The sequence below is a fragment of the uncultured Halorubrum sp. genome, assembly GCF_937146585.1.
GTDB lineage: Archaea > Halobacteriota > Halobacteria > Halobacteriales > Haloferacaceae > Halorubrum > Halorubrum miltondacostae.
Genome location: NZ_CAKZRO010000048.1, coordinates 1 through 22229, shown reverse-complemented (window position 1 = coordinate 22229; position 22229 = coordinate 1). Strand labels below are relative to the sequence as shown.

25 protein-coding genes are annotated in these 22229 nt (G+C 71.1%); 13 read left to right on the top strand and 12 right to left on the bottom strand.

The window, feature by feature from the left end:
- Nucleotides 1–10: 10 nt before the first annotated feature.
- From Q0116_RS04310 to Q0116_RS04295, 4 genes are all read right to left on the bottom strand, one after another.
- Nucleotides 11–487, bottom strand: a complete 477-nt coding sequence (locus tag Q0116_RS04310; RefSeq protein ID WP_006112818.1) for a 50S ribosomal protein L11 — start codon at nt 485–487, stop codon at nt 11–13.
- Between the two features lie 132 nt (nt 488–619).
- Nucleotides 620–1981: an MFS transporter gene (locus Q0116_RS04305; protein ID WP_297885858.1), complete on the bottom strand. Its 1362-nt coding sequence runs from the start codon at nt 1979–1981 to the stop codon at nt 620–622.
- Nucleotides 1978–2760: a TetR/AcrR family transcriptional regulator gene (locus Q0116_RS04300; protein WP_297885856.1), complete on the bottom strand. Its 783-nt coding sequence runs from the start codon at nt 2758–2760 to the stop codon at nt 1978–1980. The genes Q0116_RS04305 and Q0116_RS04300 overlap by 4 nt, the downstream gene beginning before the upstream one ends.
- Before the next feature lie 166 nt (nt 2761–2926).
- Nucleotides 2927–3121 carry a cold-shock protein gene (locus Q0116_RS04295; RefSeq protein WP_004046659.1) on the bottom strand — a complete coding sequence of 65 codons (195 nt, stop codon included), beginning with the start codon at nt 3119–3121 and terminating at the stop codon, nt 2927–2929.
- Between the two features lie 244 nt (nt 3122–3365).
- Between Q0116_RS04295 and sdhC the strand changes: the two genes are divergently transcribed.
- From sdhC to Q0116_RS04265, 6 genes are all read left to right on the top strand, one after another.
- Nucleotides 3366–3791 (top strand): succinate dehydrogenase, cytochrome b556 subunit, encoded by a 426-nt coding sequence (sdhC, locus tag Q0116_RS04290; protein ID WP_006112815.1) that lies wholly within the window; start codon nt 3366–3368, stop codon nt 3789–3791.
- 1 nt (nt 3792) lies between these two features.
- A complete protein-coding gene (locus Q0116_RS04285; RefSeq protein WP_297885845.1) occupies nt 3793–4164 on the top strand; it encodes a succinate dehydrogenase hydrophobic membrane anchor subunit in 372 nt (123 codons plus the stop codon).
- 7 nt (nt 4165–4171) lie between these two features.
- Nucleotides 4172–5062: a succinate dehydrogenase/fumarate reductase iron-sulfur subunit gene (locus tag Q0116_RS04280; RefSeq protein ID WP_297885843.1), complete on the top strand. Its 891-nt coding sequence runs from the start codon at nt 4172–4174 to the stop codon at nt 5060–5062.
- 53 nt (nt 5063–5115) lie between these two features.
- A complete protein-coding gene (locus Q0116_RS04275; protein ID WP_297885841.1) occupies nt 5116–6945 on the top strand; it encodes an FAD-binding protein in 1830 nt (609 codons plus the stop codon).
- A gap of 290 nt (nt 6946–7235) precedes the next feature.
- Nucleotides 7236–7463 carry a helix-turn-helix domain-containing protein gene (locus Q0116_RS04270; RefSeq protein WP_297885839.1) on the top strand — a complete coding sequence of 76 codons (228 nt, stop codon included), beginning with the start codon at nt 7236–7238 and terminating at the stop codon, nt 7461–7463.
- Nucleotides 7464–7564: 101 nt separating this feature from the next.
- Entirely contained in the window at nt 7565–8200 is a 636-nt protein-coding gene (locus Q0116_RS04265; protein WP_297885837.1) for a uracil-DNA glycosylase family protein, read from the top strand.
- A 30-nt stretch (nt 8201–8230) separates the two neighbouring features.
- On the opposite strand, the gene Q0116_RS04260 is transcribed toward Q0116_RS04265, so the two are convergent.
- Nucleotides 8231–9406 carry an NAD-binding protein gene (locus tag Q0116_RS04260; RefSeq protein WP_297885835.1) on the bottom strand — a complete coding sequence of 392 codons (1176 nt, stop codon included), beginning with the start codon at nt 9404–9406 and terminating at the stop codon, nt 8231–8233.
- 119 nt (nt 9407–9525) lie between these two features.
- Between Q0116_RS04260 and Q0116_RS04255 the strand changes: the two genes are divergently transcribed.
- The 6 genes from Q0116_RS04255 to Q0116_RS04230 all read left to right on the top strand — a co-directional run bounded on the left by Q0116_RS04255 (nt 9526) and on the right by Q0116_RS04230 (nt 15040).
- On the top strand, nt 9526–10791 hold the full coding sequence (locus Q0116_RS04255) for a potassium channel family protein (RefSeq protein ID WP_297885833.1): 1266 nt from the start codon (nt 9526–9528) through the stop codon (nt 10789–10791).
- Nucleotides 10788–12179 (top strand): TrkA C-terminal domain-containing protein, encoded by a 1392-nt coding sequence (locus tag Q0116_RS04250; protein ID WP_297885832.1) that lies wholly within the window; start codon nt 10788–10790, stop codon nt 12177–12179. The genes Q0116_RS04255 and Q0116_RS04250 overlap by 4 nt, the downstream gene beginning before the upstream one ends.
- Before the next feature lie 22 nt (nt 12180–12201).
- On the top strand, nt 12202–12486 hold the full coding sequence (locus Q0116_RS04245) for a ubiquitin-like small modifier protein 1 (RefSeq protein WP_297885830.1): 285 nt from the start codon (nt 12202–12204) through the stop codon (nt 12484–12486).
- A 39-nt stretch (nt 12487–12525) separates the two neighbouring features.
- Nucleotides 12526–13623, top strand: coding sequence for a deoxyhypusine synthase (locus Q0116_RS04240; RefSeq protein ID WP_297885829.1), 1098 nt, complete (start codon nt 12526–12528; stop codon nt 13621–13623).
- Nucleotides 13624–13737: 114 nt separating this feature from the next.
- Nucleotides 13738–14211 carry a hypothetical protein gene (locus Q0116_RS04235; protein WP_297885827.1) on the top strand — a complete coding sequence of 158 codons (474 nt, stop codon included), beginning with the start codon at nt 13738–13740 and terminating at the stop codon, nt 14209–14211.
- A 109-nt stretch (nt 14212–14320) separates the two neighbouring features.
- Nucleotides 14321–15040, top strand: coding sequence for an SDR family NAD(P)-dependent oxidoreductase (locus Q0116_RS04230; RefSeq protein WP_094582899.1), 720 nt, complete (start codon nt 14321–14323; stop codon nt 15038–15040).
- Between the two features lie 39 nt (nt 15041–15079).
- On the opposite strand, the gene Q0116_RS04225 is transcribed toward Q0116_RS04230, so the two are convergent.
- From Q0116_RS04225 to Q0116_RS04195, 7 genes are all read right to left on the bottom strand, one after another.
- Nucleotides 15080–16489 carry a carotenoid oxygenase family protein gene (locus tag Q0116_RS04225; protein WP_297885824.1) on the bottom strand — a complete coding sequence of 470 codons (1410 nt, stop codon included), beginning with the start codon at nt 16487–16489 and terminating at the stop codon, nt 15080–15082.
- Between the two features lie 138 nt (nt 16490–16627).
- Nucleotides 16628–17251, bottom strand: a complete 624-nt coding sequence (locus tag Q0116_RS04220) for a hypothetical protein (protein ID WP_297885822.1) — start codon at nt 17249–17251, stop codon at nt 16628–16630.
- A 129-nt stretch (nt 17252–17380) separates the two neighbouring features.
- Complete coding sequence (locus tag Q0116_RS04215; RefSeq protein WP_297885820.1) at nt 17381–18418, bottom strand: LLM class flavin-dependent oxidoreductase; 1038 nt, start codon at nt 18416–18418, stop codon at nt 17381–17383.
- Nucleotides 18419–18574: 156 nt separating this feature from the next.
- On the bottom strand, nt 18575–18751 hold the full coding sequence (locus tag Q0116_RS04210) for a 50S ribosomal protein L37e (protein ID WP_006112801.1): 177 nt from the start codon (nt 18749–18751) through the stop codon (nt 18575–18577).
- Nucleotides 18748–18990 carry an LSM domain-containing protein gene (locus tag Q0116_RS04205; protein ID WP_297885809.1) on the bottom strand — a complete coding sequence of 81 codons (243 nt, stop codon included), beginning with the start codon at nt 18988–18990 and terminating at the stop codon, nt 18748–18750. The genes Q0116_RS04210 and Q0116_RS04205 overlap by 4 nt, the downstream gene beginning before the upstream one ends.
- 81 nt (nt 18991–19071) lie before the next feature.
- Nucleotides 19072–20364: a hypothetical protein gene (locus tag Q0116_RS04200; protein ID WP_297885807.1), complete on the bottom strand. Its 1293-nt coding sequence runs from the start codon at nt 20362–20364 to the stop codon at nt 19072–19074.
- Nucleotides 20361–21011: a hypothetical protein gene (locus tag Q0116_RS04195; RefSeq protein WP_297885805.1), complete on the bottom strand. Its 651-nt coding sequence runs from the start codon at nt 21009–21011 to the stop codon at nt 20361–20363. Before Q0116_RS04195 ends, Q0116_RS04200 begins: the two co-directional genes overlap by 4 nt.
- A gap of 255 nt (nt 21012–21266) precedes the next feature.
- Here Q0116_RS04195 and Q0116_RS04190 point away from each other — a divergent pair.
- Nucleotides 21267–22229: ribonuclease J (locus Q0116_RS04190; RefSeq protein ID WP_297885803.1), on the top strand; the 963-nt coding region annotated here is incomplete at its 3' end.

The window sequence follows — 22229 nt, the reverse complement described above, 5'->3', positions numbered from 1 at the left end:
GCCGCGGGCGTTACTCGTCGAGGACGTCGTCGTACTCGCCGGCGTCGACGCGGTCGTCGAACGTCCGGGCGTCCTCGCCCTCGATGGTGACGCCGAGGGAGGCGCAGGTGCCGCCGACTTCCTTGGCGGCCGCCTTCGTGTCGTACGCGAGCAGGTCGCTCGACTTCTGCTCGGCGACCTTCTTCACCTGCTCGATCGACATGTCGGCGACGAAGTTCTCCTGGGGCTCGCCGGAGCCGGTGTCGAAGCCGGCCTCGTCCTTGATGAGCTCCGCGGTGGGCGGCACGCCGACCTCGATGGTGAAGGAGCCGTCGTCGTCGTACTCGACGGTGACGGGCACCTCCATGCCGTCGAAGGCAGCGGTCTCGTCGTTGATCTCCGCGACGACGTCCTGGACGTCCACCGGCGTCGGTCCGAGCTCGGGACCGAGCGGCGGGCCGGGGTTGGCCTGCCCGCCGGGGACGAGCGCTTCGATAGTTCCAGCCATGTCCGTACGAACCCGTCGCCGACTTTTAACGGTTGTTCTTTCGGGCAGGGGGCGATAGCGGTTCGCATACGGCGTCCCGACGCCCCGCCGGAGGCGGTTCCCGCCCCGCCGCTCGGGCGGCGACGAGCGCGGCTACGCGTCGGTCGCGACGGGGTCGCTCCCGCCGGCCTCGCCCGCGACGCGCCCCGGGAGGAACGTCCCGGTCTCTCGACGGACCCCGAGGAGGAGGACGCAGCCGGCCAAGAGCGGGAGAGCCGCGCAGGCGGCGTAGATCGGCGCGAAGCCGACCGCCTCGATGAGCGGGAGCGACACCAGCGGCCCGAGCCCGCCCCCGACGTCGCCGAGGACGTTGTTCGTCCCGGAGGCGCGGCCCATCCGCTCGTCGGGCGTGAGGTCCGCGAGCAGCGCCATCATCGGGCCGCTCGTCCCGCCCTGTCCCGCGCCGATGAAGACGCAGGCGAAGCCCAGGGAGAGGACCGATCCGGCCCGGGCGAGCAGCAGGAACCCGACGAACGAGACGACGAGGAAGACTAAGAGGATCGGCGTCCGCGAGTCGCGGGTGTCCGAGACGCGACCGCCGACGAGCATGAAGAACGCGGCCGAGAGGACGGTGCCGGCCATGAACAGCCCGGAGGTCCCCTGCGGGGCGAGGCCGAACAGCGAGATGTCGTTCGCACCGAGGAACAAGACGAGCGTGGAGAACAGCGCGCCGATGTACGCGAACATCAGTCCGAAGTTGACCAGCCCGACCGTCAGCGCCGGGACGGCGGTGTCGACCTCCCACGGCCTGATCGAGTCCCCGGAGCGGTCGCCGGTGACGTGCGTCTCCGGCACGTAGCGGTGCGCGACGACGCTTGCGGTGAGCGCGAACGCGGCGGCGACGGCGAACGCCGCGACGTTGCCCGCGAGCGCGGAGACGACCCCGCCGAGCACGAGGCCGGCCGGGAACCCCATGGTGATCCCGCCGCGGACGATCCCCATGTTCGTCCCGCGCGAGCCGCTGTCGGAGAGGTCGGCGGCGATGGTGTACGCGGTCGCGAACACCGCGGCCGAGCCGAGCCCCCAGAGGACGCGCGCGAGCAGGAACCACGCCTCGGGCGCGACGACGACCGAGAGCGCGGCGAACCAGTCCGCCGGTCCGACGACCCCGAGCGTCGGCAGCGAGGCGGCGAGCGGGCGGAGCGACTCGGCGGGCGGCATCGCCAGCGCGACGACGTAGCCGAGCGTGGCGATCCCCTCGACGAACAGGCCGACGACGAACGGCGTCCGCGTCCCGTACCGGTCGACGAGCGCGCCGGCGGGTGCGTTCGCGACGAGCCGGATCCACCGGTTCGCGGAGAGGATCGCACCGACCATGAACGCCGAGATACCGAGGACCGCGCCGAGGTTGGGGAGGATCGGGAAGACGACGCCGCCGCCGAAGCCGACGAAGAAGGTGCTCGCGATCACCGCGAGCAGCACCGGCGGCGGCCGCTCGAACCCGAGCCGGGTCATCCGCTCCCGTCGCCGGCCTCCGCGGACTCCTCGGCCGCTCGCTTGTCACTTCTGTCGGCCGCCTCCCCGTCCGTTCTGCCGGCCGCGTCGTCGTCAGTTCCGTCGGCCGCGTCGTCGTCGGGGTCGCCCCGCAGCGCGCCGATCGCCCCGTCGAGCGGCGGCAGTTCCACGCCCTCCGCGAGCAGGGGGCCGACGATCCGCCGGAGCGCCGCCTCGGCGACCTCGCGGGTGTACCCCGCCGTGTCGCCGTCGCGTTCGGCCCCCGCGAGGGTGATCTGCCTGGTCCGTGCGCCGTCGAGGGTCGCCACGAGCAGCGCCGCCGTCTCCTCGACGTCGACATCCCGGAAGACGCCCGCCTCGATCCCCTCCGTGAGGATGTCGGCGACCGTGCCCCGGAGGAGCCGGTCGCTGCGGGCCAACTGTTCGCGGATCCGCTCGTTGAACGGCCCCTGCGTGCGCAGCTCCAGCAGCGCGATGTGGAACGCCTCGCGGTCGGCCTCGTCGGGCGCGAACACGAACCACCCGACGAACTGGACCAGCCGGTCGACGGGCGGGTCGTCGGCGCGGGCCGCGATCCGCTCTTCGGAGTCGGTGACGACGTAGTCTAAGAAGGCGACGAGCAGGTCCTCCTTCGTGTCGTAGTGGTAGTGGAGCAGCGACTTGCTCTTCGAACACTCGTCGGCGATGTCCTGCATCGTCAGGTCGGCGTAGCCGTGAGCGCGGAGGGCGCTGTACACCCCGTCCATGATCTCCGCGGCCGCGCTCGGCGAGTCGCTCATTGACTGACTGGTCAGTCAACGAACGGTAAATTCCTATCGGTCGGGGCCGTCGCGCGCGCAGCGCCGCTCGACGCGGCCCGTCGTCCGTGACGCGGGCGCTCCGTCGCCGTCGCTCGGCGGGTAGAAATCGGTCGAAAATCGATTCGCCTCGGGTGTCGTCTCCGACTTACAGACGGGTGACGTTCGTGGCGCGCGGACCCTTGTCCGCCTCCTCGATGTCGAACTCGACTTCCTGACCCTCTTCGAGGTCCGGGCCGCCGACGTCCTCCATGTGGAAGAACACGTCCTCGTCCGCGTCGTCAGTCTCGATGAATCCGTAGCCGCCAGTGTCGTTGAAGAAATCGACTTCGCCTTTCGCCATTGCGACCGGAGAAGCGTGTGTGGGACATAAAAGGCTTCCGCGACGCACCGCGCCGTGGAACGCCCTCTCACGGGGCGGGTCGCCGGCGCCGTGGGCCGCGCCTCGGCGCTCGCGGCGCGTCTCGGAATCCGGCGGCTCGGCGTCGCTCCCGGTCGAACGGGCGGACCGATCGCGTCCCGAGCGCGGGAGTCAGACGCCGCCGTGTTAGTAACTACTATACGACCCCGGTTCAGAACCGTTAGGTATGAGTCAGTCGTACAATCGAGGCCTCATCGAGGACTTCGCCCGCTGGCGGGAGTTCGAGGCGGGGATGTGGGCGTGGATCTTCCACAAGTTCACGGGCTGGGTGCTCATCGGGTACCTGTTCACCCACATCGCCGTGTTGAGTACGGGGATTCCGGCGGCCGGAGCCAGCGAAGCGGCGATCGCTGCCGGAAACGACGTGTACACGCAGACGATCGTCTCGCTGGAGGGGCTGCTGCTCGTCCGCCTGCTGGAGGTCGGCCTGCTGGCCGTCGCCGTCTTCCACATGCTCAACGGGACCCGACTCCTCCTCACCGACCTCGGAATCGGGCTCGACGCACAGGACAAGAGCTTCTACGCGTCGCTGATCCTCACGGGAGCGATCACCGTCGCGTCCGTGCCGACGTTCATCGCGGGGGCGTTCTGAGATGGCCGAGCGCTACTCCTCGTTCCAATCGGGCGGTCGCATGTGGCTGCTCCAGCGGGTCACCGCGGTCTTCCTCTTAGTCGTGTTGGCGTTCCACTTCTTCCTGCTCCACTTCGTCCACCACGCCGACGAGGTGTCGTTCCTCGCCAGCTCGGCCAGGATGGAGTCGCTGAGCTACTACTCGCTGATGATCCTCTTCCTCGTGACCGCGACGTTCCACGGGGTCAACGGCGTCTACAACGCCTTGGTGAACCAGGGGCTCACCGGCACGAAACGCACCGTGATCAAGTGGACGCTCGTCGCCGCGAGCGTCGTGCTGATCGCGCAGGGAATCCGCACCGCGAACGCGTGGGCGGGCATCGGACTCTACTGAACCGACCATGAGCACGCAAATTCCGAAGCAGACCGAGGAATCGAGCGAGACCGAAGCCGAGACGCAGCCCGCCTCGAAGGGCGAGGAGCGCCGCGCGGAGAAGCGGCGTCGCGCGGCCGAGCGCCGCGAACAGCGGCAGGAGGAGGAGGCCGAGAAGGCGGCCGCCGACGAGAGCACGGTGGAGCTGAAGGTGTTCCGCTACGACCCGCAGGTCGAGGGGAAACAGGAGCCGCGGTTCGACACGTTCCACGTCCCGTTCACGAAGGGGATGACCGTCCTCGACGCGCTGATGTACGCGCGAGACACGTACGACTCCTCGCTCACGTTCCGCCACTCCTGCCGGCAGGCGGTGTGCGGCTCGGACGCGATGTTCGTCAACGGCGGCCAGAAGCTGGCGTGTAAGACGCAGATCTCGGACCTCGAAGAGCCGGTCCGCGTCGAGCCGCTCCCGCACGCCGAGGTGACGAAGGACCTCGTCGTCGACATGGAGCACTTCTACGAGCAGATGGAGGCCGTCGAGCCGTACTTCCAGACGGACGAGTACCCGGACGGCGAGCTCGAAGAGCAGCGCCAGGACCGGGCGAACCGCGAGAAGATCAAGATGTCCACGCGCTGTATCTGGTGTGGCGCGTGCATGTCCTCGTGTAACATCGCCGCGGGCGACAACGAGTACCTCGGGCCGGCCGCGATCAACAAGGCGTACCGGTTCGCGATGGACGAACGCGAGGGGGAGGAGATGAAACAGAAGCGCTTAGAGATCATCGAACAGGAGCACGGCGTCTGGCGGTGTCAGACCCAGTTCTCCTGTACCGAGGTGTGCCCGAAGGACATCCCCCTCACCGAGCACATCCAGGAGCTGAAGCGGGAGGCGGTCAAAAACAACCTGAAGTTCTGGTAATTCCGACAGACAGTATCAAGGGACTCCGGAACTTACGAAATTCCATACCAACAATGTACGAACACGACGTCGTCGTCGTCGGGGCCGGCGGGGCGGGACTCCGGGCGGCGATCGCGGCACAGGAAGCGGGCGCGGACGTGGCGATGGTGTCGAAGCTCCATCCCGTCCGGTCGCACACGGGCGCGGCCGAGGGCGGTATCAACGCGGCGCTGCGCGACGCCGACTCCTGGCAGGACCACGCGTACGACACGATGAAGGGGTCCGACTACCTCGGCGACGCGCCCGCGGTCGAGGCGCTCTGTCAGGAGAGCCCCGAGGAGGTCATCCGCCTCGAACACTGGGGGATGCCGTTCTCCCGCGAGGACGACGGCCGCGTCTCCCAGCGACCGTTCGGCGGCCTCTCGTTCCCGCGGACGACGTACGCGGGCGCGGAGACCGGCCACCAGATGCTCCACACGATGTACGAGCAGGTGGTCAAACGGGGAATCACGGTGTACGACGAGTGGCACGTGATGGACCTGGCCGTCACCGACGAGGACGATCCGGCGGAGCGGACCTGCCACGGCGTCGTCGCGTACGACATCCAGAGCGGCGAGATCAGCGGCTTCCGCGCCGAGAACGGCGTCATCCTCGCGACCGGCGGGATGGGCCAGGTGTTCGACCACACCACCAACGCGGTGGCGAACACGGGCGACGGCGTCGCGATGGCGTACCGCGCCGGCGTCCCGATGGAGGACATGGAGTTCATCCAGTTCCACCCGACGACGCTGCCGTCGACGGGGGTCCTCATCTCCGAGGGCGTCCGCGGCGAGGGGGGGATCCTCTACAACAGCGAGGGCGAGCGGTTCATGTTCGAACACGGCTACGCGAACAACGACGGCGAGCTCGCCTCCCGCGACGTCGTCTCCCGCGCCGAGCTGACAGAGGTCAACGAGGGGCGCGGCATCGAGGACGAGTACGTCCACCTCGACATGCGCCACCTCGGCGAGGAGCGCATCCTCGACCGCCTGGAGAACATCCTCCACCTCGCGGAGGACTTCGAGGGCGCGGACGGGCTCACGGAGCCGATGCCGGTCAAGCCCGGCCAGCACTACGCGATGGGCGGCATCGAGACGAACGAGTTCGGCGAGACCGTCATCGACGGGCTGTACGCCGCCGGCGAGTGCGCCTGCGCCTCGGTCCACGGCGCGAACCGCCTCGGCGGCAACGCGCTGCCGGAGCTCATCGTCTTCGGGAAGCGCGCCGGCCGCCACGCGGCCGGCGAGGAGATGGGCGAGGCCGAGATCGAGACCGGGCGGTCGGGCAACTGGCAGCCCGCCGACTACGAGTTCGGCGTCGAGGTCGGCGAGACCGGCGGCTCCGGCACGGCCGCCGCCGACGGCGGCGCGGTGGTGAGCGACGCTGAGAGCGTCCTCGGGGCCGCCGTCGACCGCGCGCAAGAGCGCGTCGACGAGCTGCTCTCCCGGAAGGGGCGCAACCACGCGGAGATCCGCTCCGCCGTCCAGGAGACGATGACGGCCAACGTCAACGTGTTCCGCGAGGAGGGTCGGTTAGAGGAGACGCTCGCGGACCTCCGCGAGGCGCGCGAGGCGTACAAGGACGTCGCGGTGTCGGACCCGTCCCGGACGTTCAACACCGACCTCATCCACACCATCGAGACGCGCAACATCCTCGACCTCGCGGAGGCGCTGACGATGGGCGCGCTGGCCCGCGAGGAGTTCCGCGGCGCGCACTGGCGCAAGGAGCACCAGGAGCGCAAGGACGAGGACTGGCTGAAGCACACGCTCATCTCGTGGAACGACGGCGAGCCGGAGCTGTGGTACAAGCCGGTCGTCCTCGAGGGCGAGAACAAGACGTACGAGCCGAAGAGCCGCTCGTACTGACCCGCCCGCCGTCCCCCGGTCGCCCGCGGCAACGTGCCGTCTCGCCGACTCGGGATTCGCGGTCGCTGGCCGGGCCGTCCCGACTGATCGATCCGGATCGTTCACGGTCTCCTATCCGTCGACGGTCGAAACCGAGCGTCGATACGCGTCGATTCGGCGTTCGTCGATCGACGTTACCGGGCAGATTCCGGCGAAAACGAGCGCCTGAGGCGGCTTTCGACCGCTTCTTGCTATTTCGACGAACGTTGAAATGGGGGTTTATTATCGTCGAACCCGTTCTATCAGACAAGATGTTAGAGACGGAGACCGCGTCCGCGGCGGCCCCCGCGCTGCCCCGGGAGCTCCAGTCGCCCCGCGCCAAGCTCGTGTACCTGTACCTGACCACGAACGGCGACGCCACGGTGTCCGAGATGGGCGAGTCGCTCGGCATGAAGAAGCTCTCCCTGTACAGCATCCTGAAGACCCTCCGCAGCGAGGGGCTGGTCGACTGCGACGGCGACCACTACGTGCCGAACTGATCCGGCCGCGTCGCGGCCGCGAACCGCTGTTCCTCCCGAACCCTTCTGCTGACGGCTCTCCGCGTCGGAGCGTTTAGGAACGCGGAGCGCACAGGACCACCGTGGACGCGAACCAGACGGAGTTCGAGAACCCGTTCGCGATGGACGCCGACTGCGAGAACTGCGCCGAGCTGTGCGGCGCCCGCGACCGCGTCGTTCACGGCTACGGCGACGTCGGCGCGGAGTTCCTCGTCGTCGGGACCCGTCCCACGGCGGCCGCCGAACGCAACGGCGTCCCCTTCACCGGGCCGGACGGGGGCGAGCTAGTCCAGTCGATATTCGCCGACCTCGGCTTCGTCCGATCGGAGCCGGACGCCGCGGAACCGGAGGTCCAGAACGTCTTCTTCACGAATCTCACCCGCTGTCGACACCCGGAGCGCGGCCCGACGGACCGGGAGGTCGACACCTGCGAGCCGTTCCTCAACGCGGAGATCCGGATGATAAACCCCCAGATCATCGTGCCGGTCGGCGACCGACCGCTCCGCGAGCTGGCGGTCGAGTACACGACGCGGCGCCCGGACTCCTTCGACGTCGAGGCCGAGCACGCGACGACGATCCGCGGGCGCGGCTTCGAGCTGGTGCCGATGAAGGAGCCGGCCGACATGAGCGGCGAGGAGGCGGACGCCTTCCGCGAGCACATGCGCGAGAACGTGTTGAGCAGAGACTACCGGCAGACGAAGGGTCGGCAGAACCGCTGAACGCGGCTTCGGGACCGACGACCGACCGCCTCAGTCGTCGAGGCTGACGTCGTCGAGGATCCCCTCGGTCGCGTCCTTGCTGTCCGCGCCGAACGCGCAGTCGACGAGGATGTGTCCCCCGAGCGTCGACGGCGAGATAACCTGGTCGGCGCCGGCGCGCCGGAGCTTGTCGACGTTCTCCCGTTGGGTCACCGCCGCGACGATCCGCACGTCGGGGTTGAGCTGGCGGGCGGTGAGGATGGCGAGCGCGTCGCGCGCGTCGTCCTCGGTCGCGGCGACGACCGCTCGGGCGCCGTCGAGGTTGACCCGCTCGAGCGGGTCGACGTCGCTGGGGTCCGCGGTGTACACCGGGATGTCGCGGTCGGCGAGCCGCCTCGCGGCGGTCTCGTCCGGCGTCACGACGGCGTACTCGACGCCGTCGCGGGCGTCGAGCTCTTCGAGTATCGGTTCCGTCAGGTCCCCGTGGCCGAGCACGAGGACGTGGTCGTCGAGGAGGTCGATCTGTCTGTCGGTCATCTTTCCGAGCGCCTTGGAGAGCTGCGCCTCGATGGCGGGCGTGAGGAGGACCCCGAGCGCCACCGCGAAGGCCGCGACGTTCACGACGAGCGAGGAGAGCGCGAACAGCTGCGCGATGTCGGAGGCGGGGCCGGTCGCGGGGTGGACGTCGCCGTACCCCACCGTCGAGGCGGTGACGACGGTGAAGTAGAACGCGTCGACGATCGTCTCGATGCCCTCGAACTGCTCCCTGAGGGCATACGAGCCGAGCGTCCCGTACGCGACCGCGCCCACGAGCGCCGCGCCCGCGGCCAACTGCGTCGGAGAGGGCCTGAAGTCCCGGTCGAAGCGCCCCCGGTTGATCACGAGCGTCGGCACGGAGAGGAGCGACAGCGCCACGAGCGGGAACGACAGGACGGACGCCTGCATCAGCCCCTGGAGGGCCGTCAGCGGCAGCAACACCGCCGTGGTGTACCACCCGACCTGATACCCGTTCCGCAGCGCGAAGCCGCTCCCGAACATCGCGAAGCCGGTGATCGTCCCCGTGAACCCGACGGTCTGCCGGATGTAGCCCGGCACGTAGGGGGCGAGGGGGCCGGAGACGCCCAGCCCGCCGATCTGAGCCAGCCCGGCGAGGATCGACAGCACCGCGACCGCGAACGTCAACAGGATCGACGCTCGGACGGTCACCCAGTCCCGGGTCAGCTCCATGTGCCCGGGTCGCCGAGACCGAACTTAAACCCCGCGAGCCGTCACGGCGCCGATCCGGCCGGCGGTCCGCGGGTCGCCCCGCCGACACACGTTTAACCGCGCCGCGGATTGGAGGCCGTATGTCGCTGCCCGTCGAGATAGTCTTCGGCGTCTACCTCGGTGTCATCACCGGGATCGTCCCGGCGCTGGTGGCCGGCACCCTCGGCTTCGTGTTCAAGTACGTCACCGACGTGACGATCCCCGGGCTCGGGGTGGTCGTGCTGTCGCTCGCGATCGCCGGCGTCAACGGCGGGCTGCTCGCGCTCAACGACGAGACGATCCGGTCGTCGGAGCGCGCGCCAGCGATCCTCACGGCGATCGTCGTGGTGCTGATGATCTCGCTGTACGCCCACGCGCAGGGCGACCGGCTCGGCGCCAGCGTCCCGAAGCGGATCTCGCTCAAACGGCTTCGGGACCGGACGCTCTCGACCGACGTGATCGAGCTCGTCGGCGGCCGCGGCCGAGTCTCCGTCGAGGTGACCGGCGAGGTGAACGACATGGAGGGGTACCCGCCGCTGCCGGCCGACACGCGCCGCGCGATCCTCGACGGCGACTGGACGTTCCCGGCCGACCTGCCGCTCGCGGAGCTCGAGAGCCGGTTCGCCGAGCGGCTCCAGACGGAGCTCGACTTGGCCGACGTGTCGGTCCGGATCGACGAGCGCGCCCGCGCCACCGTGGCCGCAGCCCCGCCGACAGGCGCGCTCTCGAAGCGAGTGCCCGCGGGGAAGCGCGCGGTGTCCGTGTCGGCGCTGGTCCCGACCGGGATCGCCCGCGGGGACGTCGTCCGCGTGATCACCCCCGACCTCGACGCCCAGGGGCTCGTGATCGCCGCCCAATCGAGCGGGAAGCCGGAGCCGGGAGCCGGCGCCGCGTCGACCTCCGCCCCCGTCGCGGGCGACGACGCGGATCCGGACGACCTCCGAACCGACGGCGGGGAGGCGGCCGTCGCCCCGCCGCCGGCGGCGACCGCCCCCACGACGACCGGCGGCGAGGGGCGGGTGACGCTCGCGCTCGACCGCGCCGAGGCGACGGCGCTCCTCCGCGCCGACCGGGGTCGCGTCCTCGTGTTGTCGCGAGGGACTCGCCGCGAGTACGAGCTCACGGCCCTGCTGCGCCGGACCGGCAAGCGGTTCCGGCGGGCCTCGGTCGTCGCCGGGGGGCCGCTGGACGGTCACACCATCGGCGAGGCCGAGGTGCGCGAGGCGTACGGCGTGGCGGTGCTCGCGGCCCGACACGACACGTGGACGATCGCGCCAGGTGGCTCGCAGCCGCTGTCGGCCGGCGACGACCTGTTCGTCGTCGGCAGCCGCGAGGCGCTCGACCGGTTCGCGGAGGTGGCCGCGTGACGCTCGCCGTCGCCGCCGCCGTCGACGCGGGGTTCGCCCGCCCGCGGCAGGCGGCGGTCACGCTCGTCACCTTCGCGGTCGTCGTCTCCCTCGCGGCCGGGGGCGCGGCGCTCGCCTACCGCTGGTACTTCCGCACGGAGATCCCCGAGGGCGTGACCGCGCTGCTCGGGGTCTCCGTCGTGGCGCTGTACCTCAACACGACCTCGCTGGGGTCGGTCGCGGTCGGGGACAACCCGGCGCTGTTGGCGCCCGAGAGCGTCTTCTTCAACCTCGTCTCGCTCGGCGTCGCGGCGGTGACCGCGCCCGTCGGTCGGTACGCGGGCGACCGGCTCGCGGTCGACGTGTTCGCGCTCTCCGGGGCCAAACAGCTCGAGGGCGAACTCAGCGGCGTCGTCCGCGCGGTGGGGCGCTTCACCGCCGTGACGCTCCCGCCCGCGGACGAGATCGGCGACGTGGACACGTACGACCCCGTCTCGCCCGAGAAGAAGGCCGAGCTCGCCGAGAAGACGCTGCTCTTCCCGCGGAAGCTCTCCCCCGAGGCGCTCCGCGAGCGGTTCGTCACCCGGATCAAAGACGAGTACGGCGTCGGCTACGTCGACGTCGACCTCGCCGACGACGGGGCCGTTGAGTACTTCGCGGTCGGCTCCCGCGCCGCCGGGCTCGGCCCGACACTCGCGCCCGGGTCGGCGGCGATCGCGGTCTCGGCGGACCCGCCGAACAACGCCACGGTCGGGGACACGGTCCAGCTGTGGCGCGACGACCCGGAGCCGACGCGCGTCGCGACCGGCGAGCTCCGCGGCGTCGCCGACGACGCCGTCACCGTCGCGCTCGACGAGTCGGACGCCGAGCGCCTCACCGACGAGGGGGGCTACCGGCTCGTGACGCTCCCCGCTGAGGCGCGGGCGGACCGGGAGTTCGCCTCCCTGCTGCGGAACGCGGACGAGACGATGGCCTCCGTCACCGTCGCGGCCGGGAGCGCCCTCGACGGGAGCACGGTTGGCGAGGTCGACGCCGTCGGCGAGGTCGACGCCGTCGTCGCCGCGGTCCGGCCCGCGGAGGGGTCCGTCCAGCCGATCCCGCCGCGCGACTACGCCTTCGGCGCCGGCGACCTGGTGTACCTCGTCGGCCGCCCGGGCGCGATCCGCCGGTTCGAGACGGCCGCCGCGACGCCGACCGAGGCGGACGACACGGCCGGCACGGCCGGCGGAGACGGCGCGGCTGATGGGGACGGTGCGGCCGGCACGGTCGGTGGAGACGGGATGGCCTCCGCGGTCGACCGCGGCGGCGAGCCGGACGACGCCGCCGGTCCCGACGAGACTCCCTCCGACGACACCGCCGACCGCGACGGCGCGTCCGCCGCGGATCCCGACGGGACGCAACGCTCTTGAGTCGCCCGCGCGGGGATCCGCCATGGAGTGGAAGCTGTTCGCCGACCTCGCGGAGATCGCGGGCGACCGCGTGGTGGCCGTCGACGCGGAGCCGGGCGACACGGTCGGCGACGCCCTCGATGCGCTGTTGGACGCACACCCGGCCCTCAGGGACCGCGTCATCGAGGACGGCACCGTCGCGGACCACATCAACGTCCTCCGGAACGGGCGGAGCGTGCGCCACGACGACGGGCTCGACGCGACGCTGGAGGCGGGCGACGAGCTGGCGCTGTTCCCGCCGGTGAGCGGCGGGAGCGCCGGGCGATAGATCGGTCGTTTCAAACGCGCGCCGCCCCCACCCGCAGCCATGACCGACAGCGACGAGGAGGCGCGAGACGCGGCCGCGGACGGCGGCGACGGCGACGACGGTCACGCCGAGGGCGACGACCACGAGCCGCACCGCGAGGAGTTCCACGAGGACCCGGTCGGCCACACCCGCGCGACCGCCGGGATGACGGTGAGCGAGCTCGTCGACGGCTACGGCGACGCGGGGATCGGGGCGGCGTCCGTCAACGAGGCGGGCGACGTGCTCGGGGAGATGTTCGCGAACGAGGACTGCACCGTGTTCCTCTCGCTCGCGGGCGCGATGGTGCCCGCCGGGATGCGCCGGATCGTGGCCGACCTCATCCGCGACGGCTACGTCGACGCGCTGGTGACGACCGGGGCGAACCTCACCCACGACGCCATCGAGGCCATCGGCGGGAAACACCACCACGGTCGCACCCACGACCCCGAGAAGAGCCTCCGCGAGCACGACGAGGGACTCCGCGACGAGGGAGTCGACCGCATCTACAACGTCTACCTCCCGCAGGAGCACTTCGCCGAGTTCGAGGGCCACCTCCGCGAGGAGGTGTTCCCCGCGCTGGAGGCCGACCCCGACGCTGACGGGACCGACGCGGTCTCCATCGCCGACCTCACGCGCGAGCTCGGCCGCGCCAACGCCGAAGTCAACGACCGCGACGACGTCCCCGAGGGGCCGGGCGTCGCGGCCGCCGCCTACGAGTCCGACGTGCCGATCTACTGCCCGGCGGTCCAGGACTCCGTGCTGGGGCTTCAGGCGTGGATGTACGCGCAGACGGCCGACTTCACGCTCGACGCGCTCGCTGACATGACCGAGCTGACCGACCTCGCGTTCGAGGCCGACGACGCCGGCTGCCTGCTCGTCGGCGGCGGCGTGCCGAAGAACTTCACGCTCCAGACGATGCTCGTCACGCCGCGGGCGTACGACTACGCCGTCCAGATCACGATGGACCCCGAGGCGACCGGGGGGCTCTCAGGCGCGACGCTCGAGGAGGCGCGCTCGTGGGGGAAGCTGGAGAAGGACGCGCGCAACGCCTCCGTCTACGGCGACGCGACCGTGATGCTCCCGATGCTTATCGCCGCCGCCCGCGACCGCGTGGAGTAGGGTCGCGTCGCCGGTCGCCGGCGAGCGCGCAGGCGATCTCGGCCACGAGCGAGGCCGGACGCCACACGCGATACGGGGAGAGATATATGGGTGAAGACACCGATACGTGCGCGTATGGGCTCGATCGGCGGCCGGCCGGAACTGCTCGGGGGGCCCGACGACGTCCTCGATCCGCGCTCGCGGCACAACGTCCACGTCACCCGCGCGGCGGACCTCGACCCGGTCGGTCCGTGGTCCCGCGAGACGCTGTACGCGGTCGTGCGGCGGGCCGACGGCGAGGAGCGAGTGGTCGTCCTCGATTACGGTCGTCGCGAGATCTACCTCACGGCCGGGGACGGACTCGCGTACGAGCCACCGCAGGGACTCGGCCTCGCGTCGCCGCCGACGCTCCGCGTCGCCGAACCGCATCGAGTCGCCCCCGACCAGGGGGCGGTCACCGCTATCGACCCCGTCGACGTCGCTCCCGAGTTCGACGTCCTCGTCCCCGCCTTCGACTGGGACGAGATCGACGAGGACGACGTCTTACCCCCGGTTCACCGCCGGCCGTCGGGGGCGCCCGCCGGAAGCGGCACCGGCACGTCCGGCTGACGTCCGGTGCGCATCGACCGGTCCGCCCCGCCGATGTCAGCATCGCACGCGGGGACAGCTACCCCACGCCGTCGCCACAATTTACACGGGAGGCCCGAGTACGCGACGTATGACGCGAACAGCGGTCATCGCGGGCGTCGGTCCGGGACTCGGCGAGTCGCTCGCCAGAAAGTTCGCCGCCGAGGGCTGTCGGGTGGCGCTCTTCGCTCGCTCGGCGGACTACCTCGAAGACCTCGCCGCGGACCTGCCGGACCCGGGCGAGGGGCTCGCCGTTCCGACCGACCTCACGGCGGTCGAGCAGATCCGGGACGGGTTCGAGACGGTCCGAGAGGCGTTCGGGCCGGTCGACGTCCTCGTGAACCACGCGAGCGCCGCCTCCTGGACGGGACTCATGGACACGAGCGTCGAGGAGTTCGAGGAGTCGTGGGCGGTGAACGGCCGCGGCGCGTTCGCCTGCTCGCAGGAGGCGGTCGGCGACATGCTCGAGACGGGCGGCGGGACGGTCGTCTTCACCGGCGCCACCTCGTCGGTGCGGAGCCTCGGCGGCGCGATCGGGTTCACGGCCGCGAAGTTCGCGGCCCGCGGGATGGCGATGGACATCGCGCAGGAGTTCGGCCCGGAGGGCGTTCACGTCGCTCACGTCGTCATCGACGGGCAGATCGACTCGCCGGGGGTTCGCGAACGGTCCCCGGACCGGGACGGCGACACGTTCCTCGACCCCGACGAGATGGCGGAAACGTACTGGCACCTCGTCGAACGGGACGACGTCGGCACGCAGCCGTTCGAGGTCCACGTCACGAACGGGCCGCGGAACTCCGAGTTCATATAACGGGGTCGGTACAGCGGACAACGGACGGTGCGGTGACGCTCAACTGTCACGGAAGAACCGGCCGTGGAAGCCGAACGGCTCCGCGTGGGGGAGCGACGCGTCGGCGAGGAGTGCGAGCGTCCCGGCGTCGAAGACGAGCAGGCGGGTCTCCTCCGCGCGGCTGTCGAGCGCCGGCGCGACCACGACGCCGTCGTCTTCGGCGGTCGCGTCCGGCCGCCGCACGGGGACCGGCTCCTCCACGAAGACGCCGTCCTCCCACCACTCGCGCGTCCGACCGGTCTCGACGTCGAGCTTCACCAGTCCGTTCGCGCCCTCGCGGTCCGTCGCCTGCGCGTACGCGTACCGGTACTCGCGGCCGACGACGTCGGGGGCGACTCGGGGGAGCTCCACGCCGACCGGGTGGAGGGTCGACCGGTCGACCCCGTTGGACCGCAGGTCGACCCGATACCGGACTGGGCGCCCGTCGGGGACGTCGACGTCCGAGGGGTCATCGTCGAGCGCGTCGAGGCGCATCGCGTCGACGATGCCGGGGTCGGGAAACTCGACGAGGTCGACGACGACCTCGTCGCCCGTCGCGTACGCGTTGACGTGGTGGAAGGCGAAGACGGGCGGGAGCGCGGGATCTGCGACGAGGTCGCCGGTCTCGCGATCGACGACGAGGACGCGCGTGCCGCGCTCCGGCTGCCAGTCGAGGACGTCGAGGATGCCCTCGGAGAACGGGCTCAGCGCGCGGCGGATCGGCATCACGAGCGGCGTCTCGACGAGGACGACGTGATCGGTCGTGATGCTACAGTCGTGGACGTACCCCGGACCGTCCGCCGCGATCGACGCGACCCGTTCCCTGGCGCGGCGGTCCGGGTCGAGCCGGTAGACGTGATACTCGGGCGTGCGACCGAACTCGGTCACGAAGCCGAACCACGCGTCGGTCTCGGGGTCGCGCACGAGGTGCGCGGCGGTGACGTGTTCGCCGAGGTCGTCGTCGAAGCCGAACGCGCCTCGGGTCTCGAGCGTCGCGGGGTCGAACGCGACCCGACGCGGCGCCTCCGTGAGCGCGACGTACTCGCCGTCGAGGCGGGCGACGTGAACGTTCGCGTTGTCCGTGATCTCCGGCGGGCCGAGCGCCCGCAGCCACGACGCGATCTTCCCCACGCCCGTCCGGTCGGTCCCGAACTGCCCGGAGACGGAGCCGTCCATCGCGTCCGCGTAGGCGTCCGTGCGGAGGAAGCGATTCGAGTACGACAGCGTCCCGTCCTCGAACGCGTATCGCCGAAGCATCGCGAGGCCGTCGAACCAGTGCCCGAGTCGCTCACCGCCGACGTCGAACAGCCCCGGACCGTTCCGAATGAGCGTCCCCGACAGCCACGACGGGATGTCGCCCTCGACCGGGGGACGGTGGTCCGTCACTTCCGTCGTGAGCGATCGGAACCCGACCCCGTATCCCTGCCCCATACGAACCGCTGATACGGACCGTACGGTAATCAATTGACCCGTCCATCGAGACGGAACGGGCGGAACGCCCCCGAGCAACGACGTCTCGCGGCTCCGGAACTCGCCGGGGCACCACCGGAACTCGTCCTCGGGGGCGGTTCAGTCGGCGTCGAGCGCCGCCGCCAGCTTCGCCGCGCCGTCCTCGGAGACGCTCTCGCCGTGCCCGACCAGGATTCGCTCCGGGCGGTAGTCGGCGAGGCCGTCCGGCGCCTCGTCGAGCCCCGGGTGGACGCCGACGTCGTCGTCACCCTCACAGAACCCCGGAAGGGTGCCCAGCGTCTCCATGACGACGAGGGTGCCGCCGGCCTCGTCGACGAGGACCGCCTCCTCCCACTCGTCCGTGTCGATGAGGCGGTGGACCTCGTAGTTCGTCCCCGGGAGCTCACCGTCGAGCGGCTCCGGGTCGCCGTCGAGTTTCTCTCGCGTCAGGTCCGTCCAGCCCGGGACGGACACCGCGACGTCGTGGCGCGCCGCGATCGATTCGGCGTCGCGCGTGTGCCGGTCCTGCGTCACGACCACGCCGGCGACCTCGCCGAGGTCGCTCAGCCGGTCGTCGAGCCCGTCGGCGTCGAGCGGGTCGACGACCCAGACGCCGCCCTCGGTCGCGAGCGCGTGGCTCCCGCGCATCGCGTCTTCCTCGGGATGCGCGATCCAGCTGATGCCGCCGTTCCACTCCGTCACCGCCTCGAGCGAGGGTCGCCTCGTCGGCTCGTCGTCGGACATGTGTGCGGCTATTACCCACGACGACTAAACGCCTGTCCGTACCGGCACCGAGGCGAGCCGTCCGTCACTCCTCGTCGCTTCGACGGTCGGTCGCTACGGTTCGCCGTCCGCGTGTCAATCGCCTGCGCGTCAGTCGGCGCGCGGCTCCAGATCCATCGCCTCGGCGAGCAGCGCGTGCGAGTCGAGCGCGGCCTCGCGGTCCGGCACGGTGTGCTGGATCATCACCTCGTCGACCCCGACGCGGTCGGCCAGCTGCTCCAGCAGCCCCGAAATCGTCTCCGGGCTCCCGGAGATCGACCGCGGCCACTCGTCGTCGTCCAGCGTCGCCGGCGTCGGGTCCGGCGCGCCGCCCAGCTCGTCGATCGCCTCCGCCTCGGTCGGCGTCTCGTCGCCGAGGTCGCCGCGCTTCATCCGGCGGAACGTCGCCTCCGCGGGGGCGCGCCGCCGGGCCGCGGCCTCGTCCGTCTCGGCCGCGACCGCGTTGACCGCGATCATCCCCCGCGGCTCGTCGAGCCCGCCCGGGCCGGCCTCGGGCTCGAACGCCTCGCGGTACTCGGCGAACGCGCGCTCGCCGAACCCGGGGCGGATGAAGCCCGCGAAGCAGTAGCGCAGGCCCAGTTCGCCGGCGAGCGCGCCGCTCGCCGGACTGGAACCGAGCACCCACGGAACGGGCGGCCCCTCGTCGGACCCCGGCACGGTGAGGTCGGCGTACTGGTGTTCCGGCGGGTAGGCGTCGCGGAGGTGGTTCACCACCGCGGCGATCCGCTCGCGGTGGTCCTCGTTCGGCTCCTCGACACGGCGGTCGGTGCCGAGCGCGCGGTCCGACGCGGGCGAGCCGTTCGCGCGGCCCATCCCGAGGTCGACGCGGCCGGGCGCCAGCCCGTCGAGGACGCCGAACGACTCGGCCACTTTGAACGGGCTGTAGTGGTTCAACAGCACCGCGCCGGAGCCGATCCGGATCGAGCCGGTCGCGCCCGCGAGCCGGCCGAGCAGCACCTCTGGCGTGGTGCCGGCGAGCCGGTCGCCCATGCCGTGGTGTTCGGCGACCCAGAACCGCTCGTAGCCCAGTCGCTCGGCGTGGCGCGCGGCGTCGACCGTGTTCGCGAACGCGTCCGCCGCGGTGCCGCCGCGGGGGACCGGCGAGAGGTCGACGACTGAGAGGTCCATACCCCCGGTCGGCGACTGATCCGCTTAACGGTTGGCTCGGCGGCGGCGCGGTCGGGGGACCGAAACCGCGCGTGGGTCACGCGTCGCTGATGCTCTCCGAGCGGAGCCCCGCGACTGGTCGGCGGTGGAAACGAGGCGAAGAGAAGAACCGCGTCGTCAGTTGTCGCCGGTCTTCGACTGCCAGGCGTAGTCGCGCCGGGAGGCGGACTCGCCGAAGCCGCACGAGGAGCAGCGCTCCTTCTTGACGTGGTAGGACTTCTCACCGCAACGTCGACACTTCACGTGGACCGTCTTGTTCTTCTTTCCCTGAGAGGGCGTACCTGCGCCGGTCATGCTTTGATGGTGACGACGTTATCGCCGCGTATAATCGTTGTGTCTTCGATCGCGACCGCGAACTCCCCGTCGAGGTCGCCGTCGACGCGGTCGTCCACGTCGTCCTCCGGCTCGATGACCACGTTCATGTGCTGGTCGTACCCGCCGAGGACGCCGTAGTACGTCGTCCCGTCCTTCAGGTGTACCGTCACCGGCTCCTCGAGCGACGCTTCGAGCACGTCGAGGGGTCGTCCACTCATTGTCCGTACCGCCGCCCGTCGCGATAATAAAAATACCGGGACGCGGCCGTCGGACCCGCCCGATATGAGACGAGTCGGCCGTCACTCCAGCCGCTCGCGCACGAAGTCGGTCGCCGCCGGAACCGCGCTCGCGTAGCGGGCGGCGTACACCAGACTCGCCTGCGTCCGGCGGGCCGAGCCGTACCCCTCCCCGACGCGGTCGGCGACGTATCCGAACAGCTCCACCCCGGGGCGGACGAGCCGCGCCGCCAGCGGATCGTCGACCGCGCTCGCCTCGTCGACCGCCGTCCGCGCCCGCTCCGCGGCCGACCGGACGGACGACTCCGAGGGGACTTCGCGGTGTCTCCCGTCGCGGATTTCGTCGACGATCCGCCGGTACGCGTCGACCTCGGCCAGCGCGGTGCCGGCCTCGACCACCGCGGTCGCGTGGTCGCCGTCGTCGACCGCCCGTTCCACGTCGTCGACGGCCGACTCGACCCGGCTCTCGCTCGTGGCGACGAGCTCCTGTGCGACCGTCCCGCTCAGGTCCTCGCCGTCGAGCGGGTCCTCGCCGCCCTGCCGCTCGCGAACGGTCGCGCGCGTCCGACTCACCGAGGCCCGCAGTTCGTCGGCGGCCGCGACCAGCGACGCCCACTGCGGGGCCGGGTCGTCGCGCTCGCCGAGGAACGCGTCCCGGAGCCCTTCGGCGTCGCTCGCGGCGGCTCGCGCGCGCTCGACGCGGGCGACCGCCTCGCCGGCCCGGAACGGGTCGGCGACCGGGTCCGCGGGGTACGCGACACTGGGTTCGACGTGCGCCGCGCACCGCGCGAGCAGCGACTCGACCGGCTCGTACGCCACGACCGCCTCCGCGGGGGAGTCGGCGCGGTACGTCAGGTCGGCCGCGAGCGAACTGCGGTCGGTGCGGACCGCGCGTCGGCGAGCGGCCAACTCCGTCCCATCGTCGGTTCCGGTAGCCGCGCGGTGCGCGCCGCGGACCGCCGCGGCGTCCTCCCGCCGCCGCCGCCACGCGGAGAGGGCGTCGACCGGCCAGCCGTCGGGCGGGGCCGCGTCCGTCCGCTCCATCGCGCGCTCCCGGTCGTTCCCGATCCTCTCGGCGACGGCGACGTTGGGGACGTCCGGGTCGGCCGGCACGTCGGCGAGCATCTCGAGCGCCCGCGTCTCGTGGGCGTCCGCGAGCGACCCGGGGACGGCCGCCGGGAACGGGGACGCCGGCCACTCGACCGATCCGACGGCGTCCGACGGGAGCGACGCGGGCGCCGCCGGACGCTCCTCATCGCCGGTGAACGGGAGCGCCGAACAGCCGCCGAGAGCCGCCGCGCCCGCCGTCGCGATCCCGGCGAGGAACCGGCGGCGGGAGCCGGAGTCGGCGGTCACGTGTCGTCACCCCCCGACTCGGTCGCCGACGAGTTGAACACCGCTGGCCGACCCCGCCGCCGACAGGAGCCGCTCATGCCGCGCCCGCTCCCGGTCGAGCGGTCGGCCGCGACGGGCAGCCGGATCGCGAACCCGACGGTGTGGAACTCGTCGGGGGCGCACGCCGCGTCGGCCGGGCGGTACGCCTCACAGAACTGCGCGTAGGGGTGGAGGTCGCCCTCGGCGGCGTCGTCCGGCTCGACGGACACCGACCGGAACCGGATCTCTCGGCAGGCCATCACGGGCATCGCGAGGAGGTACACCGACGCGGCGTCGAAGTCGGTCGCCTCGCAGAACGACCGGAGCGCCTCGCCCGGGTCCGTCTCGGCGAAGGTGAGTTCCGCGAGGTCGTCGTCCGCGACCAGCACTCGCCGCGCTCCTCGGCGCTGTCGCGCCGGCTCGTCGGTGGACGGCGACGGGAGCGCGTCGCCCGCGGCGACGAGCGCGTCGCCCGCTTCGTCGCGCGCCTTCTCGAGCTCGTAGTCCTCGATCGGCCGTTCTCTGGTCGGGAAGCTGTTCGACGCCGTCTCGCTGCCGGCGCAGCCGGCCAGGGCGGCGATCCCTGACGCGGCCGCGAGGAGGGCTCGGCGGCGGGGAACGTCTGCCATGGTCGGCGCTTCGTCCGAGGCCGTGAAACGCTTTGTGGGAGCCGCTCGGACGCGAACCGGCGCCGCGGGGCCGAACCCGGGAGTTTTTAACGTGGGCGAGAGTACGCCGATGTACCACACTCCCGCGGGACACGGTGAGTCGCGACGACTCGGCCGTAGCGGGGCCTTCAACGACGCGCGGTAGGACGTAGCGCCGACGGCTCCTTGCGGGGTTCAGTGACCGACGCCGACCACGGCGTCACACACGGACACACTATGGAAATCGAAATTGCGACACTCGGCGGTTACGAAGAGGTCGGTCGACAGATGACGGCGGTTCGCGCGGGCGACGACATCGTCATCTTCGACATGGGCCTGAACCTCAGTAAGGTCCTCATCCACGACAACGTGGAGACCGAGAGCATGCACAGCCTCGACCTGATCGACATGGGCGCAATCCCGGACGACCGGGTCATGAGCGAACTGGAGGGCGACGTCCAGGCGATCGTCCCCACCCACGGCCACCTCGACCACATCGCGGGGATCCCGAAGCTCGCCCACCGCTACGACGCGCCGATCGTCTCCGCGCCGTACACGATCGAGCTGGTCCGCCAGCAGATCGAAGACGAGGGCAAGTTCCAGGTCGACAACGACCTCGTGAAGATGAAGCCCGGCGCGTCGATGGCGATCGGCGACTCCGAGCAGGTCGAACTGGAGTTCGTCAACGTCACCCACTCGATCATCGACGCGATCAACCCGGTCATTCACACTCCGGAGGGCGCGGTCGTCTACGGCCTCGACAAGCGCCTGGACCACGACCCCGTCATCGGTGACCCGATCGACATGGAGCGGTTCCGCGAGATCGGCCGCCAGGACGAGGGCGTCCTCGCGTACATCGAGGACTGTACGAACGCCGGCCAGAAGGGCCGCACGCCCTCCGAGTCGTACGCGAAAAAGCACGTCGAGGACACGCTGAAATCGATGGAGGACTACACGGGGGGCATCATCGCCACCACGTTCTCCTCGCACATCGCCCGCGTGAAGACCCTCGTCGAGTACGCCCGCGAGATCGGCCGCCAGCCGGTCCTGCTCGGGCGCTCGATGGAGAAGTACTCCGGCACGGCCGAGCGGCTCGACTTCGTCGACTTCCAGGGCGACGTCGGCATGTACGGCCACCGCAAGTCGGTCGACCGCGCGTTCAAGCGGATCATGAAGGAGGGGAAGGGCAACTTCCTCCCC